Consider the following 17,195-nt stretch of genomic DNA (forward strand, 5'->3'; position numbering starts at 1 on the left):
ATTTTTAAATTATTCCCCGGTAATAATCTGATGTAAAGTGATTTTTAAGCTTTCAAGCTGTGTTTTTTTATCATCAATTTTAACGTAAGTTTCTTTTAAGAGCGGATTATTTCTAGAAGAATCTGCAAAAAAACCAAGGTTATTTCCAAGTTTGACAATCTCAGTTTCTAAATCAGAAATCTGGTTTTTAATTTTTCTGGCTTTATCGGAAAGCTGCGCCTCAGATAGACCTTCTTCTTTCAGATCAAACTCGTTTATTTTATTTAACTTTAATTTTTCCCGAAGCGTTTTATTGAATTCAGTATTGATAGAAAGGTTTTCACGTGGCACCTTTCCGACTTTATTCCACGTGTTTTTTAATTCCTCAATTTTTTCTACGCTTCCAGCCTCATCCGTAACATTCTTTAGCTGGCCAATAATTTCATTTTTTTGCTTTAAATTTTCTTTCCAATTATCTTCAGAAACATTGTTTTTTTCACGGAAATTATTAAAAAATGTATTGCATGATGCACGAAATTCTGTCCAAATTTTATCTGCCTGACTTCTAGGTACATGTCCAATTTTTTTCCATTCCTCTTGTAAGTTTTTGAAAAGTGGAACAATTGTTTCCCAGTCTTCACTATTCATATTGTCTGTTGCAGTTTGAATTAAGCTCAGTTTCTTGTCTAAGTTATCTTGCTGCGCATTTTTTAACCCCTTGTAGAAATCATTTTTTTTTGCATTAAACTGACGAAGCACTTCCTTAAAATCACCCCAGTTTTTAGTAGACATTTTTTTTGGAACACTTCCTAATTTTAAAAATTCCGTGCGCAGATCTTCAATTTTTTTTATTGACTGCTGCCAGTAATTATGATTTACTTCCTTGTCCGGCGTAGAAATAACTTTCATTTTAGAAATAATTTCTGTTTTCTTCACCAGATTTTCTGCCTGTTCAGCATCTATCTGCGTAAATAATTCTGCTTTACGATCATGGATTTTATTAGAAATTTCTTTAAATTCTAACCATGTTGATTCTCTAAATTCTTCCGCTACAGGTTCTGATTCTTCTTTCCAAAGTTTGTGTAAATATTGCAGTTCATTCAGTGCTTTTTGAACAGAAGGTTCTTCAATCAATTCTTTAGAACGGGCAATAATATGTTGTCTCTTTTCTAAATTGTGCGCATATTCTTGTCCAAGAAACTCTTTATTCATATCCAACATTTCATAAAACTGCTGAAGGTGGAAAAAATAATTATTGTTTAGAAGTTTGAATTCATTTTTAGCAACTTGACCCGCATTTCCCCAATCTTCTTTTACTTCGCGTATGGCTTTAAAAAGATTTGTTCCGGCTTCAGAATTGGTGTACAGATTTTTTAAACGATCTATAATTGCCTGGCGGTTATTTAAATTTTCAACTTGCTGCAGTTCTAAATTTTTGTGATAAGCATCTTGCTTTTCGCGGTATAAATGTAGTATTGTATTTAGTTTGGCAGTGGAATGATGAACATAATGTATAGCATCTTCTTCTGAAAGTTTGCTTTTAGAATCTGTAATTTCTTGTTGAATAATATTTTGAAGTTGGTCTCTTAAGTTGTTAAATTCTTTGTAGTGCGCACCTGAATCTTTTAAATTAACAATGCTTTCTAATTTACCTAAAATTTCAGTTTGTGAAAAATTTTCTGCGCCAGCTGGCACCTTTACTTCTGCTTTATCATCTTCAAGTTTTGATGCTGCAATTGTCGCATTTATTTCAGAATTATTTTCTACAGCTGAAGCATCTTCTTTTTTGCTTTCTTCGCTACTCTCTTTTTTAATTTCAGGTTTTGCAACTTCAGATTGTTCATGAAGTTTTTCTTCTTTTTCAGAAATATCTATCTGATCAACGGATGGCATATTTTGAGAAAGTTCAGCGTGTGGTGGCAAAGATTCTTCATTTTCAGAAGTTTCTGCGTTTAAATCGTGTTCTGCAATAACAGCGGTTTCCAGCAGGTTTTCATCCGTGTTTTCTTTTTCAGTGGATTCTTTTGAAGTTTGACCTTCTGAATTTTCTTTGTCTTCAATTTTATCCACCTGTATTTTTGTGGTTTCTGGATTAGAATTTGAATCTTTTTCTTCGTTGTCAGAAATATTATTTTCTGTAGTCATAGCAAATCTTTTTGGTTATAATAACGCCTGTTTTTTAAAAAAAATAAATTTATTAAAATTATTCCATTAAATAAGGGTTTTTTACTTAGAGTTCCAAATATCCCACGCTTTCTCCGCTTGCTGCTCGAGCATGTAATATCCATTTAAGGTTTTTGCATGATTTTCGGCGGCATTTTTTAAAAATTGAGTGTAACTTGGATTGTAAATTAAATCAATTACCAAATGCTTTTCCGTCAAGGCTTCGAACGGAAATCTCACACAGTCGGTTTCATTTGGAAAGGTTCCCACGGGAGTACATTGAATAATTAAATTGGAGTCAGAAACTAAATCCCTGGGGAGATTTTCAAAATTTAGATCTGCATTTCTGGCAACGGTTTTAAAGGAAATTTTATGTTTATTCAAAACAAACTTTACGGCTTTTGCAGCACCGCCATTTCCTAAAACAAGTGCATTTTTGTGATAATTCTTTAGATGAAGTAGAAGCGTTTTTTCGAAACCATAAGCATCGGTGTTGTGACCAGTTTTTTTTCCGTTTTTAATTGAGATGCAATTTACTGCGCCGATTTCTTCTGCTTCAGCACTCAAATTATCTAAAAAAGGAATAATTTTTTCTTTAAACGGAATGGTAACGTTAAAACCTTTAATATCAGTATTCTTAAATAAATCTTTGCTTTGGTCAATTTCCGTAAAATCAAAAATTTCATAATGATAATTTTGCAAATGCAACTTTTTAAACTTATCAGTAAAATATTTTTTTGAAAATGAATACGAGATATTTTTCCCAATCAACCCGAATACGTGTTTCTCAATCATAGTTCAAAAATAAAAAAAAGACCGGTAAAAACCGGTCTTTTATCTGTTAAAATTAATTTTAATATTACTTAACGATAAATTTTGCAGAACCTGTTCCCGCTTTTAGGATATACATCCCTTTTGTTAAATTATTTAATTTAATTTTTCTTGAAATTTTAAACGGTTGTGTAATTGTCTGAACTAATTTCCCAGTAAAATCAAAAATTTGAACCGTATTAATTTCGAATAAATTATTACCAGTAACATTTAATTCACCGTTGTTAACAGGATTTGGATAAATCCTCAAAATATCTTTTATCTTGCTTGTTTCGGTTGTTCCTGCGGTTGCATAGCACGTCCAAATCATATCATCAATTGCAACTCTATTTGTTGTTGAACTATTAATTAAACTGATATTAACAGGACCAGAAATATTTATTCCTGTGATTTTTGTTGTAGTATTAATACCTGTAGCGCCATAAGGAATAGTTTTTCCAGTGTCATTATCATTAACAAATATTTTTAATGTTCCGGCAGTACCGGTAAATTTTAATTGAGTAGTTACCGTTAAATCGCCAATTCCATTCGGTGCAGACAGAGCTGTAAGAGAACCGTTTCTAATGGTAATTGCTCTTCCATTAAGAGTTTGGTCTGTTCTAGAATCTACTGAGGTCCAAGAAATTCCGTTACTTGTCCAGTTATATGTAGAATATGAAGAGGTACTGGCGGGGATAGTTTCAAAATTTTCATTACCACAATTGGTTCCAACGGCTAAAGTTGTTGCATTTACAGAATTACTTTGAGGTGACACATTTTCTGCAGCATCTTTTGCAATAACGTAAATGGTGTAAGAAGTGCTCGGATTTAAATTAGCAATATTAGTATCACTAGATGAAGTGGAACCCATTAACGTGCCATTTGCATAAACATCATATGACGCAACACCAACATTATCTGTCGCTGCAGTCCATTGAACTGAAATATTATTAGATCCAACATTCACAATAGATAAACTAGTTGCAGCTGTTGGAGGTGTAGTATCTATCAATGTTGTACCAGAAGCGGTATTACTTTGGGGCGAAACATTTCCGGAAGCATCAACCGCTATTACGTAAAAGTTATAAGTCGTACCTTGGTGCAAACCAGAAACTGTTGCAGTATTGGTGGATGAATTAGTTTTGAATGTTCCATCCACAAAAATTTTGTAATAAGAAACCGCAACATTATCTGTAGAAGCTGTCCATGTTAAATTTGCAGAAGCCGTATTTGTTGAAGCTATTGCAAGATTGGTTGGCGTCGTTGGCGATTGCGTATCAGCTACTTGAGTTCCCCAAATTTGCTGCACCCATTCTGGATGATCTATATAAGGATTTCTATTTTTCTGAAAGACATAAACTGCATTATTTCTTTCGATTTCACTTGGTGAAACTGGATCTTGTGATGCCCATGTTAAAAGAATATCTCTTTCCCAAGTGGTCAATCCTGGGTAAGCTGTATTCCCCAACATTCCGCCGCTAGAAAATCCTGATAGTTTATCCTCATATCTCGTTACAAAATAAAAAATCATTCTTGCGATGTCTCCTTTAAATTCATCGATAGGTTCACAAACAGATCCACTGTATCCAGAAGTAGTATTAGGACCTACTTTTGTTCCGTTTTTAGATAAAAATGAAGGTGCTGAAACAATTCCGTATGGATAATTACTTCTCATACCATTTACTTTTCCATCTGTGGGACGGATAAAATTAATATCAGAAACCATCGGCGAAGCAGAATTAAAAAAACTCTGTGGCACCACGTGTTCGCGATTGTAGCAATCCCCTTCATTACTGTAAGAACCACATTTTTTTTGTCCGTGCTGATAATTATATGGATCTGGCCCAGTAGGATTTTCAGAATACATATCTAATACAGAACCGTCATTTTCGTAATAATGATCTGTGTCCGTTGTGGGATATCCATTGTAAAGTCCGGAATATCCGTTATCTATTGCGCCCGCACTAATGATCTGCATTAACTTTGTTTTTAAAGCTGCACCATTTAAGCCTGCCGTGCCATCATAATAATTTGCAGGAGCTTGCGCTGAAGCAAAACTTAACAGCAATGTTATAGTGAATAAAGTAAAGAGTTTTTTCATTTTAATTTTTTTTGGGCGATAAAGGTAAATAATTATTATTATAATCAATAAATAATTATTAAATTTAACATTGCAGCAACTTTTGAATAATAAATGAATGTTATTCAGAATAAATAACCAGAATTTTATAGAAATTTAATTAAGAATGAAAATGCTTTTTATTTATTTTTGAAAATACTAAGGAAACTAGAATTCCAAAAAAAGCTGCAATTGCTAAAACAATTAGATAATTGTCACCGACAATTTTCACGGGAAAAGGCAAAGTTGCGCTGGCTTTAAACAGGCCGGTCTCTATCTGCAAATAGGAGATTGCAGTTCCCAATAATAAACCCGCAATAATGCCGAATGTTACAATTAGTAAACCAGTATAAAAATAAACCATTCGAAGACTTTTCAAAGGAAAACCTAGTGATATTAATGATTTTGACTGTTCTTTTTTATCTAACTGAAGAATGATAATTGCACCAGCCAGATTAAAAGTGGTGATAAAAATAACGAGTGCAAAAATTAAATAAATGAAAAATTTCTCGGTATTAATCATTTTCCAGAAAGCCGCATTCTCTTCTTTTTGCGTTTTAATGACGACTTTATTTCCCAGAGATTTTTGTAAATCACTTTTGACCAAGTCAGGATTAGCTGAATCTTTTAACTTAATGACAATGCTGTAAGCGGCATCCTTTGGTAAATTTAAAAGCTGCTGTGATAATTCTAAAGGCGCAATAATATAATTATTCAGCAAATCATTTCCGGGGAAAACACCAGTTACATAAACATCTTTTTTATTGAAAATGTCTGCTTCTTTGCTGATCATGCCAACGCCGGGTTTTGGCATCATCAAAGTTGCAGTCGCGTTGTTTGAACCTACCGGAATTGCCAGACGATCGTTCAGCTGATTTTCCATCAGCACTTCATTTACATACTTAAAACTTGGATAAGTTCCGTAAAAAATTTTTTTGTTAATGGGATTTACAGACGTGTAAGCAGAATCGACACCACGCAAATAGCCAATTTCGCCGACATCATTATAATCAATATAAACTTTTTCCTCAATCAGATGTGATAAATGTGTAACCTTCTTATTCTCTTTAATTTTCTTTGTAAGATTTTTTACATCAGGAAGCGTCTTACCTACTTTGCTGGTGATTGTAAGATCGGCATGAAGATTAGAAATTAAATCCTGATTTAAAACTTCCAGACCAGAAAATACGGAAACAATAATAAACATAGACGCCACCGCCACCATCATTGCACAGGCAGAAAGCCAGGTAATGAAAGTTACTGCAGTACTTCCTTTTTTGGAAAGCAAATATCTGGATGCTATGTAGAACGCCGTATTTTTCAAACTATTTTACAAAACCGGGTTGTCGCCTTCGCCTTTCAGTTCTCGCTCGATGGCTTCTACATCGTCCATAGAAGTGTCTAAGAAAAAGGAAAGTTGCGGAATAATACGCACCTGTTTTCCCATTTTTTGTCCGACAAAATTTCTGTAGGTCGCTTTATTTTCATCAATTTCTTTCATGATGGCTTTTCTATTTTCCGCGGGAAAAATGCTGAGGTAGATTTTTGCCACGCCAAGATCGGCTGAGATTTTCACGTCAGAAACACTTACTAAAATCGTGTGTTTGCTTTCAGAAGCTTGTTTTCTAAAAAGTTCAGCAAAATCTTCCTGTAAAATCTGTGCTATTTTTCTTTGTCGGTTACTTTCCATAATGCTGCAAATTTACTAAATTAGTTGGACTATTTTGGGCGTGGCCCCAAGTTTCTAAAAAGGGGGCGCCGCGCCGCGGCGCCCCCTTTTTAGAAACTTGGGAACCGGTCTTCGGTTCCCACTTTTTTTCACAAATTTTTCGAACGAAAAATTTGTGAAAAAAGAGTTTCACCTACACCCTCACGCGGGCTTACGCATGAAACAATTGTTACCCAATCTATTTACGTTTGCCAATTTTCTTTATTTCTTTTATTACTTTTGTAATTCAATATTTTTGTATAATTATGAAATTAGAACATATCGGTATCGCTGTAAAATCTTTAGAAACTTCCGACGATTTATTTGCCAGACTTTTGGGAAATGACAATTACAAACAGGAATCTGTGGAAAGAGAAGGAGTGAAAACCAGTTTCTATGAAGTGGGCGAGAGTAAGATAGAATTGTTAGAAGCCACCAATTCTGAAAGTGCCATTGCAAAATATTTAGATAAAAATAGGGAAGGTGTTCATCATTTGGCTTTTAGTGTGGATAATATTTTAGTAGAGATTGAACGATTAGAATTAGCGGGATTTCAGTTTATTTCCACTGAACCAAAAGAAGGCGCAGATAATAAATTAGTTGTTTTTCTTCATCCAAAATCTACAAATGGCGTCTTGGTGGAAATTTGCCAGGAAAAAAATTAAAAACTGTTTGGGAATTTCTAAAAAAATATTACATTTGCACCTCAATAAAATACTTGGTTTTTCGCCAATATTTTAGGTCCTATAGCTCATTCGGTTAGAGCAACTGACTCATAATCAGTAGGTGCTTGGTTCGATTCCAAGTGGGACCACGTTATTTTGTCAAACACTTACAGAGATGTAAGTGTTTTTGTTTTTGTTAAAATTTGAAATAAAATTTTTCAATTTCTAAAAATAATTTTTTTACCAGTTGTAAAAAATAAGATAAATGTCTGATTCTTCCAATTTTAATATTGTTCAAAGAACTGTAATTCAAAAAATGATCAAATAATTTGGTTTATATTTTACTAAATATTTTGGAGACTTTGCTAGTTGGCGCTTTGTAAATCAAAGAATTGATTATAAAAAAATAACTTTTCTTCCTTTAAATTTTTTGAGTTTCATTTATTTAAATTGGCGATTTAATTTCGATAATCAACTATTACTATGATGATAGATAAAAACTTCTACCTGGAAAATCTTTCCGCTTTTTGATATTCTCATAAAAGATGAGCTGAGGAAGTAATTTTTAGAGTTTACTGTATTTTACAGCGTGATAAGATTTGACTTAATGAAGTCGCAACTGATGAAGAAATCACCGAGGAAGATTCTGAGCTTTTAACTGAAGTAGAAGAAGAACTCAATAGTTTCGATAATGAGTATGGATTTCGTTTTGCGGATTTTTATAATTTGATTCAGGAAAAATTTAAACAAAGTCAATCAATTTCAGATGAAAATCTTGAAAAATCTCCTATTAATTTTTCGGAAGAAGGTGGATTATTCCTACAATATCCGTGGTTGGATGACGGCTATTAATGATCCTAGCAATCTCGGCACCGACTTGTTTGCTTACAGAATTAATTATCAAAATCCACTACCAATATCTTCTACTAATCCTGTAAAGCCTACGGCAAAATATAATGGAAATATCTCACAGATAGATTGGGTTACTAGTGCTGAAGGTATACTTAAAAGATACAATTATGACTACGATAAACTTAACAGATTATTATCTGGTAAATACTTAGAGCCAAATACAGTTGTACCTGAGAAAAATTATTTTAATGAAAGTCTTACTTATGATCCAAATGGAAATATTATGTCGCTGGATCGTTTTTCTTTACCCGTACCAGGAGGTGGTACTTTGCCAGAGCATATTGACCAACTTTCCTATAACTATACTGGAAACCAATTGACGCTAGTTACTGATGCAAAGAATAATCCTAGTGGTTTTCCAGCGAGGTCTACGAGCAATAACGTTTATGATTCCAATGGAAATATGACCCAAAATCCGAGCGAAAATATATATGGGATAGTTTACAATTATTTGAATTTGCCAAATAAAGTAAGTATACAAGCCCCACAGATATTATATACTTACAGAGCAGATGGAACAAAAGTTAAAAAATTTAATGGCTACGTTACCACAGATTATTTAGATGGATTTCAATATACAACAGCAGTAAATACTAGTGTAGCAAATCTGCAATTTATCCCCACTGCAGAAGGCTATTATGATTTTACAAAAAATGCTTACATTTACAATTATATAGATCATTTGGGAAATGTAAGATTGAGTTATACCAAAAACTCTAGCACAGGTGTTCCTCTAACCGTTGATCAAAGTGATTATTATCCGTTTGGGTTAAAGCAGGCAAGCTCTGCTACTTCTTCTGCAAATACAGAGTACAACTACAAGTACAACGGCAAGGAACTGCAGGAGACCGGGATGTACGACTACGGGGCAAGGATCTATATGCCCGACATCGGGAGGTGGGGTGTCGTGGATCCACTGGCGGAACAATATCGAAGATGGTCGCCTTATAGCTACGCCGTAAATAATCCGATTAGATTTACGGATCCTGATGGTCGGGGAGTCCTGACTGATTTTTACAATTTAAAGGGTCAACTCACAAAACACGTTGAAGATGGTAAAACTGATAAAAAGATAGTTTTAACTACGAGTAAAAAAGAGGTTGATACGGATGCCGCAATAAGTAACGGTAATGTCGTTAATCAGATAAGCAATGATCAAGTAAAACAAATTGACGATATCTATACTTTTGGTAAAACAGATAAAACTGGTACTGAAAAAGGATTTTCGTTTGGACAAAATGGAAATTCCTCAAAAACTGTGACTGGAGCAAAGGCTGGAGAAGTAGGTTCTAAAGAATGGGCAGAATCTAGAAAGGATTTAAGAGAAAAAGGTGATAAAACGGCTTCTGATGCTCATTTACATCCTTTACAATATGATAGCGATGGTAATGTAACGAGTTACGGATTACCCACTCCTTCAGATACAGACAAAGACCCCAAGAATATGTCCAATAACACACAACCTTCTATGGTTTTAGGTTGGACTGAAAATACGGGATCCGTACCTTCTGGTCAAATAGGAGGAACTCCTCCTCCAAGCACATATTCTCCTACAGTAGGTTTTTATAATACGAGTGGTTCTATCATTACAGTTGATTATTCTGCATTTAAGAAAGCAATGGAAAAAGTAAACAAATAATTATGAAAAATCTAATCATTGTTTTATTAGTTCTAATGATGAACTCCTGTGCTTGTTATATAGATACACCAAAGAATAGCATAAATAATGATAATATGGTATTTGAATATGGCAGCAATGAAAATAAATTAAAATACATTAATAACGTTAATTCTTCAGCGGATCACGATATATATTATACAACACACTTTTCAATAATTTTACCGAAAGGAATTGTGAATTGGAGTAGAAATAGTAATAATTTTTTCTTTGAATATGATGATAAACAAATTTTTTTTATTTACTCTTCTTATAAAAATAAAGAACAAGAATCAGAAAATTGGGAATTACAAGATGTTGATTATAATGAAGTTTTAAAATATATCGAAGAGTACTGGGATACAAGAAATTATAACGAAAATTATTTGTACAAAACACATAATAAACGAATATCAAAAATTTATACAAATGGGAAATACAAAATTTTGCTCTATAATATAAAAATTGAAAATTTGCAAACATTTATTCAGAGTGCTACAACATTTAATATAAATGATACTAATGTTTCTAATTTCCACACACATCCAAAAACGCCCTGATAGTGAGGATTTGCAATCCGTGCCCAAAGAATAAAAACCAGCCTTCGGGTTGGTTTTTGATTTTATTACTTTTCAAACTGTTTATCCACGATGTCAAGAAAATCCTGATGACGCGGATATTGATCTCGCGGATTTGTAATCCGTGAGCAGTAAAACAAAAACCAACTTTTAGGAGTTGGTTTTTGTTTTACAGCACCGCTACATTTTATTAAAGAAATCTTTAGATTTTATTTTTCAACTGAAAAAATTTTTATCTTTGACAAGCGGGCAAGCGCAGAAGTTCACAGTGAAAAGCCCCGCACGAGAAAAATCCCAAAGTATACAAATCCTGAAAAGTAGAGCGGGGATATACAACTACAAGTACAACGGCAAGGAACTGCAGGAGGACGGGATTTACGACTACGGCGCAAGGATGTACATGCCCGACATAGGACGGTGGGGAGTCGTAGATCCACTGGCGGAATTCCAGAGAAAAATAAATCCTTACGCATACTGTTATAACAATCCTGTCAATTTCTACGACCCAACGGGAATGATCGGTGAAGGTGGGCCGGATGATCCAAGACCTGGAACAACCGGAACAAAAACCCTTGCAAACGGTGAGAAAGAAACGCAGATACAGGAAGTTGTTATTCAAGGGAAAGGAAAAAGTTCTGCAGTAAGTACCGTTTTAGATATTGCAGAATGGATTCCTGTTGCAGGAAATTTTGTAACGATTGGCAGAGGATTATATGACGGAAATTATACGCAGGTTGCCTTAGGTGTTGCATTTTTAGCAGTTGATATAGTTACTGCAGGAGAAGGAAGCACCGCAATTAAATTAGCGGAAAAAGCAGGAGAAGAAGCGGTAGAAATGTCTGCGAAAGAAGCGCTTAAAATAGGTGCTGAAGATGAAGTTAAGAATGCGTCTGAAAAGGCTTTAGAGAAAGCTACAAAAAAGACTATTACTAGTCAAAGAAAAAAAGCAGTAAGGGTAGCTTGGAAACAAGAAAGAGAATTAGCTAGACAAGGTAAAAGCACAAGAAACTGGACAAAAGCAGAATTAAAAGAATTAGAGGAAACAGGAAAAGTGAAAGGATACCAAGGTCATCATATCAATAATGTAAATCACTATCCTGAGCAAGCAGGTAATCCAAACAATATTGAATTTTTAACTCCATCTGAACATCTTGATGCACATGGTGGAAACTTTAGAAATGAAACTTCCGGAACGTTAATAAATAGATAATAATTGAAAAATTTTGAAAAAATAAAAAACCTAATTTACAAATTTGAAAGTTTAGGTATTAAAGAATCTAAATATGGTGCAGTTTTAATTGGTAAAGCTCCTCACATAGGAACTGATGCTTGGTTAAATGAAATTTATCCAATTTTAGACACAAATGATATCGTTGATATGGAAAATATGTTAAAAACAAATATTCCACTTGAATATAAAGATTTTCTTTTAAGTTTTTCTAACGGTTTAGGTATTTTAGTTTCGACATTTTCTTTGTATGGTTTAAGAAAATTATTAGGCAGGGATATTGAAACAAGTAGACAACCCTATTCGATAAAAACCCCAAATATCCCTGAGAGGCCAAAAAATGCCAATGAAAATTATTTTTTTATAGGAGGTTATAATTGGGATGGCTCTCATTTATTTATTGACAAACAAACAAACTTGGTACATTGTTGTGAAAGATGGGATGCAAACCCTAAATTCACATGGCAATCATTAGAAGATATGATAATATCTGAACTTGAAAGAATCTATAATTTATTTGATGAAAAAGGCGTAGAATTAGATGAAAATATACCTACAATACCATATTAATATTTTATGAATTTTTTTAAAGTATTGTTTTTCTTCTTTCCGTTTTTGATTTTCGGCCAAAGTCCTGTAACTCTCAAAAAAGATGCAGAAATAATGGGCAGAGCATTCATAGCAGGAGATTATGTAACGTTTGCGAAATACAACCATCCCAAGATTATAAAAATGATGGGCGGAGAAGTAAAAATGCAACAAACTTTACAGCAAATGTTGGCACAGTTTAAAGCACAAGGTATTAGTTTTTCGGGGATTAATTTCGGAGAAGCAGGAAAAATAACGAAACTAAAAAATGAATTGGTAGGAACGATTCCCCAAACGATGATAATGCAAACAGCACAAGGCAAAAAAACAAAGACATCAAAATTGTTAGCCTTTTCTTATGATGGAGGAAAACATTGGTATTTTTCAGACACATCCAATAAGGATTTAGCAACTATAAGAAAACTATTTCCAGAAATAACATCAAATATTCTAAAGAACTAAAATAAAAACCCCCGATATCTCGGATATCGATCTCGCGGATTTGCAATCCGTGGGCAGCAAATAAGAAACCCTGATGCAGATAGCCAAACAAGATTAATTGAAAATTCAACTATTAATAATCTTCCTTTGATTAACAGAAGCCCTCTTATTAAATCAAACAGCCCTTCGAATACTCAATTTAACCTTAATACTAGAGTTTTTACAATGCCAAATAGTGTTCAAATAATTTATAACCAAATAATGAATAGCAAAAAGTAATATTATGAAACAATATTTATTATTTACAATGATAATTTTATTTAGTTGTAACGCAAATTATAAACAATATCAGCATTTAAATAAAAATGCTCTTCATAACAAGTTATATTCTGAGCAACTAAAACTTGTTAAGGCTCTCTTATCTAAAGAAAAAGAACCAGTTATTTTAATAATTTCTTGGAAACAGGATATATTGTCAGACGAAAGCAATATTTATTACGAAAGTTTAATTTACAATCCTCAAAATAAAAAAATAAAAATTTTAAAAACGACTAAAAACAATCAGAACTATATTGTTGTAACTACTGATTTGGCTACTCAAAATTTTAAAGAATTGACTTATATATTGGACAACTACTTAAATGGTTATGAAGAACACCTTTTGTCTTTGCACGATTCTTTTAGTAACTCTGAAATGAACAGCCCGTTTTATATTTATGATTTTGTTAAAAATAAAAAAATAAAATTAAAATCTTTCTTTTTTGATAAAAACGGTATAATAATACAATAATGAAAACCCGATGTCGCGGATTTGCAATCCGTGAGCAGTAAATAAGAAAACCAACTTTTAGGAGTTGGTTTTTGTTTTACAGCACCGCTACATTTTATTAAAGAAATCTTTAAGTTTTATTTTTCAACTGAAAAATTTTTATCTTTGACAAGCGGGCAAGCGCAGAAGTTCACAGTGAAAAGCCCCGCACGAGAAAAATCCCAAAGTATACAAATCCTGAAAAAGTAGAGTGGGGATATACAACTACAAGTACAACGGCAAGGAACTGCAGGAGACCGGGATGTACGACTACGGCGCAAGGATGTACATGCCCGATATCGGGGTGTGGGGAGTCGTTGAACCGAGCCGGAAAATTACTATTTTAGTAGCGCAAGAAATTATGCAGATTTAGAAAGCGCGCTCAATGTGGAAGTTGTTTTTATGGAATGGGAAAACGATCATATTTAATGGAATAATGTTGGTCACGGATTGCAAATCCGCGCCATCGGGATCAAGGAAAAAATAAATTACATCCATCAAAACCCAGTTAAAGAAAAAATAGTAACCGAGCCGGAAAATTACTATTTTAGTAGCGCAAGAAATTATGCAGATTTAGAAAGCGCGCTCAATGTGGAAGTTGTTTTTATGGGATGGGAAAACGATCATATTTAATGGAATAATGTTGGTCACGGATTGCAAATCCGCGCCATCGGGGTATTAAAACTAATCAAGTAACAAATAGTGATGTTGCTCCATGGTCTACTATAGAAGAATCATCTTACACTTTATTAAAACCATATGGACAAGACAATCGAGTAACCGCAGAGTTTTATGATAATAAGATATCAGTAGAAAAACATGAGAATATTCTTGAATCTGCAAAAATATTTTTTGAATGGGCGGCTGATACTTTCTTAGAAAAACACTAGAAATTATTATTAAAATATAAATAAATTCAAAACATGAATATTACTAGCATATTTATAATTTCGCTATTTTTACTAAATAGTTGTACACAAAATAATTTTAATGACCCTAATTATAATAAAGATAAACAAAATTTTGATACGTTTTTAATTAGTCAATTTCCCAAAAATATCGAAACAGAAGAACATACGTTAACTTGTAAGTTAGATGTTGAAAAAAGCAATGTTGGTTTGCTTTTAAGAGAGTATAAGTTGCCTGATGAAAGATTATCACAACTAAATAAATTTCTAAATAAAAATCATATAGCAAAATACAATAGTTTAGACTCTTGTTTATTAAAGGTTAACATGTATGAAACATCTAAAACATTTGATAATTTTGAAGTTACGCCTATAAAAGATAGTTTGTTAATGCATAAAAGTTGTTACAGTAATAAATTCCCGATTCCAAATTTTGTTGAATATGATAATTCAGAGAATAACTTAAAACCAAGTAATATCTGGAAAGAAAATTTTGATATTTATGTTATTGATGCTAAATCAGGAAAACATTTTAAAAAATTTGATTTGCAACCCAATCCACAAATGCCTCAAAATTGGAAAAATGGTTATTCAAAAGGAGTCGCAATTGATAAAAAAAGAGGTACAGTAATATACTGGACGGTTATTTGGTGAAAAACGAAGTAGCATTCGATGGCTCGGATATTTATAGATTACCGATGTCGCCCCCGCTGGCGCGAGCGTCCCGCTCGTGCCAAAGTAAATAAGCAAAACCAACTTTTAGGAGTTGGTTTTTTTGTGTTTATAATGTTGCCAAATTTTTAATAAAGAAATCCTTAAATTTATTTTTCAACTGAAAAAATTTTTATCTTTGACAGGCTGGCAAGCGCAGAAGTTCACAGTGAAAAGCCTCGCACGAGAAAAACCTTGAGTAGGCAGATCTGAAAAAGTTGAGCGGGGATATTACAACGGCAAGGAATTACAGGAAACAGGAATGTACGACTACGGCGCAAGAATGTATATGCCCGACATCGGGAGGTGGGGAGTCGTTGAACCGAGCCGGAAAATTACTATTTTAGTAGCGCAAGAAATTATGCAGATTTAGAAAGCGCGCTCAATGTGGAAGTTGTTTTTATGGGATGGGAAAACTAATATATTTAATGGAATAATGTTGGTCACGGATTGCAAATCCGCGCCATCGGGTTTTTAACGGTGCAGTTGTCTTGGGAAGTCTGAATGGTGCGGTTTCAAGTGGCGTAGAGGCAATCTTTAATGGAGAAAACTTTTTTAAAGGATTATATAGCGGTGCGATAATGGGTGGTGCGATGGCTGGGATTGGTTGGGGTATAAGTTCTGTAATTACAATGTTAACAACACCTCACTATAGTTATTTAAATACTTCAGTGGAGGATTTAGAAAATTCAGACTTTTCAGGTAATTCTTCTCCTTTAGACCCATCAGCAAGCACAATGAGGGAAACTATGAAGAAAAAAGGGTGGGATAAATTAAATACAGGCGTTAAGCAATTTTATGCTGATCATCCCACTAAGAGATTTATTACCAGTGGTGAATGGTATTATGACACTGTTGAAAAGGAACAAGTAGCGGGATTTACAAGATTTAATAACTGGAATCATACCACATCAATTAATTTATCAAAGGGTGCTTTTGCTTCAAACTCAAGATTACAGTTTGTTATGATGCATGAACTTGCTCACTCAACAATTTTGATGAACCCGGCTCTGGCAAGTGCTATGTTATATAAAATCGAGATAGATGGTAAAGAATCTTATAAATCAGAAATGTTAAGTCCAATGTATTTACCAAATGGTACATATGCGCCTACAATTAGCATTGAGCATGGTGCAATATGGGGAATAGAGAGAGATTTTATAAATAAAAACGGTTCAAGTGGTTTATCTGGTGTGCTACATAATTCTTGGGGTGCATATTGGGACACCTATTTTAGTCCTGGTAAAGCATATAACTATGTATATGAAGCTATTAAGAATTTAGCAAAATAGAAAATTATGAAAAGAATCATACTAATCGTTTTATCTTTATTTTTTGTTCAGTCATGTAATAGAAAAGAAGAGGCAGAGGTACAAATTTCTGTTGCAAATAGACAGCAGCTTAATAATCATTGCCTGCAGATTAAGTTAATTATTAAAAACAATACCAAAGAAAATTATTTAATACCTATAGGTCCTAAATTTTATTTAGATAATGAAAAAATATTATATTCAGTTCCTTCGCAAATTATAACTTCAGATATTTCAAAAACTAATGATAAAAGGGATTTTGTATTACAAGAATTTACTGAAAAAAATATTTACAAATATTTAGCTCGAAATGTTTATAAAATGATGATATCTCAAAATTATGAAGAATATTCAAATTATCTCTTTTTTATTCCCAAAAACTCTAATAAAGAACTATACTTAGTTTTTAATAATTATCAGTATTGTAACGAAATGGATAATTGTAATGAAATTTTTAGTCATAAGTCAACAAAAATTAGGGTTGATAGTTATACAAAAAAAGATATTGATTATATAGATTCTTTGATTAAAATTAATAAATTAGATTTTACAATATATAAAAAACAACCTTATTTAGAAGATTCTTTATTCGTGAATAGATAAAATATTT

General features: G+C 33.0%; 16 protein-coding genes, 1 tRNA gene and 2 pseudogenes. 14 read left to right on the plus strand and 5 right to left on the minus strand.

Going from position 1 to position 17,195, the window contains the following annotated elements; translation table 11 throughout:
- Nucleotides 1–9 precede the first annotated feature (9 nt).
- The 5 genes from ACVBED_RS06430 to rbfA all read right to left on the minus strand — a co-directional run bounded on the left by ACVBED_RS06430 (nt 10) and on the right by rbfA (nt 6,761).
- Nucleotides 10–2,124, minus strand: coding sequence for a DUF349 domain-containing protein (locus ACVBED_RS06430; protein ID WP_447119821.1), 2,115 nt, complete (start codon nt 2,122–2,124; stop codon nt 10–12).
- 81 nt (nt 2,125–2,205) lie between these two features.
- Nucleotides 2,206–2,937 (minus strand): shikimate dehydrogenase family protein, encoded by a 732-nt coding sequence (locus ACVBED_RS06435; RefSeq protein WP_447119822.1) that lies wholly within the window; start codon nt 2,935–2,937, stop codon nt 2,206–2,208.
- Nucleotides 2,938–3,001: 64 nt separating this feature from the next.
- Nucleotides 3,002–5,053, minus strand: coding sequence for an endonuclease (locus tag ACVBED_RS06440; protein ID WP_447119823.1), 2,052 nt, complete (start codon nt 5,051–5,053; stop codon nt 3,002–3,004).
- Between the two features lie 139 nt (nt 5,054–5,192).
- A complete protein-coding gene (locus ACVBED_RS06445; RefSeq protein WP_447119824.1) occupies nt 5,193–6,395 on the minus strand; it encodes an ABC transporter permease in 1,203 nt (400 codons plus the stop codon).
- Between the two features lie 6 nt (nt 6,396–6,401).
- Complete coding sequence (gene rbfA / locus ACVBED_RS06450; protein WP_473094712.1) at nt 6,402–6,761, minus strand: 30S ribosome-binding factor RbfA; 360 nt, start codon at nt 6,759–6,761, stop codon at nt 6,402–6,404.
- Nucleotides 6,762–7,045: 284 nt separating this feature from the next.
- Between rbfA and mce the strand changes: the two genes are divergently transcribed.
- The 14 genes and pseudogenes from mce (at nt 7,046) to ACVBED_RS06520 (ending at nt 17,188) form a co-directional block, all read left to right on the plus strand.
- A complete protein-coding gene (mce, locus tag ACVBED_RS06455; protein WP_447119825.1) occupies nt 7,046–7,444 on the plus strand; it encodes a methylmalonyl-CoA epimerase in 399 nt (132 codons plus the stop codon).
- 75 nt (nt 7,445–7,519) lie between these two features.
- A tRNA-Ile gene (locus tag ACVBED_RS06460) sits at nt 7,520–7,593 on the plus strand.
- A 626-nt stretch (nt 7,594–8,219) separates the two neighbouring features.
- Nucleotides 8,220–9,995, plus strand: a complete 1,776-nt coding sequence (locus ACVBED_RS06465) for an RHS repeat-associated core domain-containing protein (protein ID WP_473094713.1) — start codon at nt 8,220–8,222, stop codon at nt 9,993–9,995.
- A 2-nt stretch (nt 9,996–9,997) separates the two neighbouring features.
- Entirely contained in the window at nt 9,998–10,573 is a 576-nt protein-coding gene (locus ACVBED_RS06470; RefSeq protein ID WP_447119828.1) for a hypothetical protein, read from the plus strand.
- 349 nt (nt 10,574–10,922) lie between these two features.
- Nucleotides 10,923–11,105, plus strand: a pseudogene (locus tag ACVBED_RS06475) (RHS repeat-associated core domain-containing protein); the annotation flags it as partial.
- A complete protein-coding gene (locus ACVBED_RS06480) occupies nt 11,106–11,801 on the plus strand; it encodes a hypothetical protein (RefSeq protein ID WP_473094747.1) in 696 nt (231 codons plus the stop codon).
- Between the two features lie 3 nt (nt 11,802–11,804).
- Nucleotides 11,805–12,389, plus strand: coding sequence for an SMI1/KNR4 family protein (locus ACVBED_RS06485; RefSeq protein WP_473094714.1), 585 nt, complete (start codon nt 11,805–11,807; stop codon nt 12,387–12,389).
- Between the two features lie 6 nt (nt 12,390–12,395).
- Nucleotides 12,396–12,869, plus strand: coding sequence for a hypothetical protein (locus tag ACVBED_RS06490; protein ID WP_473094715.1), 474 nt, complete (start codon nt 12,396–12,398; stop codon nt 12,867–12,869).
- Between the two features lie 262 nt (nt 12,870–13,131).
- Nucleotides 13,132–13,638, plus strand: coding sequence for a hypothetical protein (locus ACVBED_RS06495; RefSeq protein ID WP_447119833.1), 507 nt, complete (start codon nt 13,132–13,134; stop codon nt 13,636–13,638).
- A gap of 238 nt (nt 13,639–13,876) precedes the next feature.
- Nucleotides 13,877–13,981 (plus strand): annotated as a pseudogene (locus ACVBED_RS06500) (RHS repeat-associated core domain-containing protein); the annotation flags it as partial.
- 125 nt (nt 13,982–14,106) lie between these two features.
- The gene (locus ACVBED_RS06505) at nt 14,107–14,289 is read left to right on the plus strand and encodes a hypothetical protein (RefSeq protein ID WP_447119834.1); all 183 of its coding nucleotides are present in this window, start codon (nt 14,107–14,109) and stop codon (nt 14,287–14,289) included.
- A 290-nt stretch (nt 14,290–14,579) separates the two neighbouring features.
- Nucleotides 14,580–15,218, plus strand: a complete 639-nt coding sequence (locus ACVBED_RS06510; protein ID WP_447119835.1) for a hypothetical protein — start codon at nt 14,580–14,582, stop codon at nt 15,216–15,218.
- A gap of 548 nt (nt 15,219–15,766) precedes the next feature.
- Nucleotides 15,767–16,567: a hypothetical protein gene (locus tag ACVBED_RS06515; RefSeq protein ID WP_447119836.1), complete on the plus strand. Its 801-nt coding sequence runs from the start codon at nt 15,767–15,769 to the stop codon at nt 16,565–16,567.
- Nucleotides 16,568–16,573: 6 nt separating this feature from the next.
- A complete protein-coding gene (locus tag ACVBED_RS06520; protein ID WP_447119837.1) occupies nt 16,574–17,188 on the plus strand; it encodes a hypothetical protein in 615 nt (204 codons plus the stop codon).
- Nucleotides 17,189–17,195: the final 7 nt, after the last annotated feature.

Source organism: Halpernia sp. GG3, from assembly GCF_052976925.2.

Excerpts from the sequence above, each read along its gene's own strand:
- mce (WP_447119825.1), top strand. The coding sequence starts at position 7,046 with ATGAAATTAGAACATATCGGTATCGCTGTAAAATCTTTAGAAACTTCC.
- ACVBED_RS06520 (WP_447119837.1), top strand. The coding sequence starts at position 16,574 with ATGAAAAGAATCATACTAATCGTTTTATCTTTATTTTTTGTTCAGTCA.
- ACVBED_RS06510 (WP_447119835.1), top strand. The coding sequence starts at position 14,580 with ATGAATATTACTAGCATATTTATAATTTCGCTATTTTTACTAAATAGT.
- ACVBED_RS06470 (WP_447119828.1), top strand. The coding sequence starts at position 9,998 with ATGAAAAATCTAATCATTGTTTTATTAGTTCTAATGATGAACTCCTGT.
- rbfA (WP_473094712.1), bottom strand. The coding sequence starts at position 6,761 with ATGGAAAGTAACCGACAAAGAAAAATAGCACAGATTTTACAGGAAGAT.
- ACVBED_RS06430 (WP_447119821.1), bottom strand. The coding sequence starts at position 2,124 with ATGACTACAGAAAATAATATTTCTGACAACGAAGAAAAAGATTCAAAT.
- ACVBED_RS06440 (WP_447119823.1), bottom strand. The coding sequence starts at position 5,053 with ATGAAAAAACTCTTTACTTTATTCACTATAACATTGCTGTTAAGTTTT.
- ACVBED_RS06495 (WP_447119833.1), top strand. The coding sequence starts at position 13,132 with ATGAAACAATATTTATTATTTACAATGATAATTTTATTTAGTTGTAAC.
- ACVBED_RS06435 (WP_447119822.1), bottom strand. The coding sequence starts at position 2,937 with ATGATTGAGAAACACGTATTCGGGTTGATTGGGAAAAATATCTCGTAT.
- ACVBED_RS06480 (WP_473094747.1), top strand. The coding sequence starts at position 11,106 with ATGATCGGTGAAGGTGGGCCGGATGATCCAAGACCTGGAACAACCGGA.
- ACVBED_RS06490 (WP_473094715.1), top strand. The coding sequence starts at position 12,396 with ATGAATTTTTTTAAAGTATTGTTTTTCTTCTTTCCGTTTTTGATTTTC.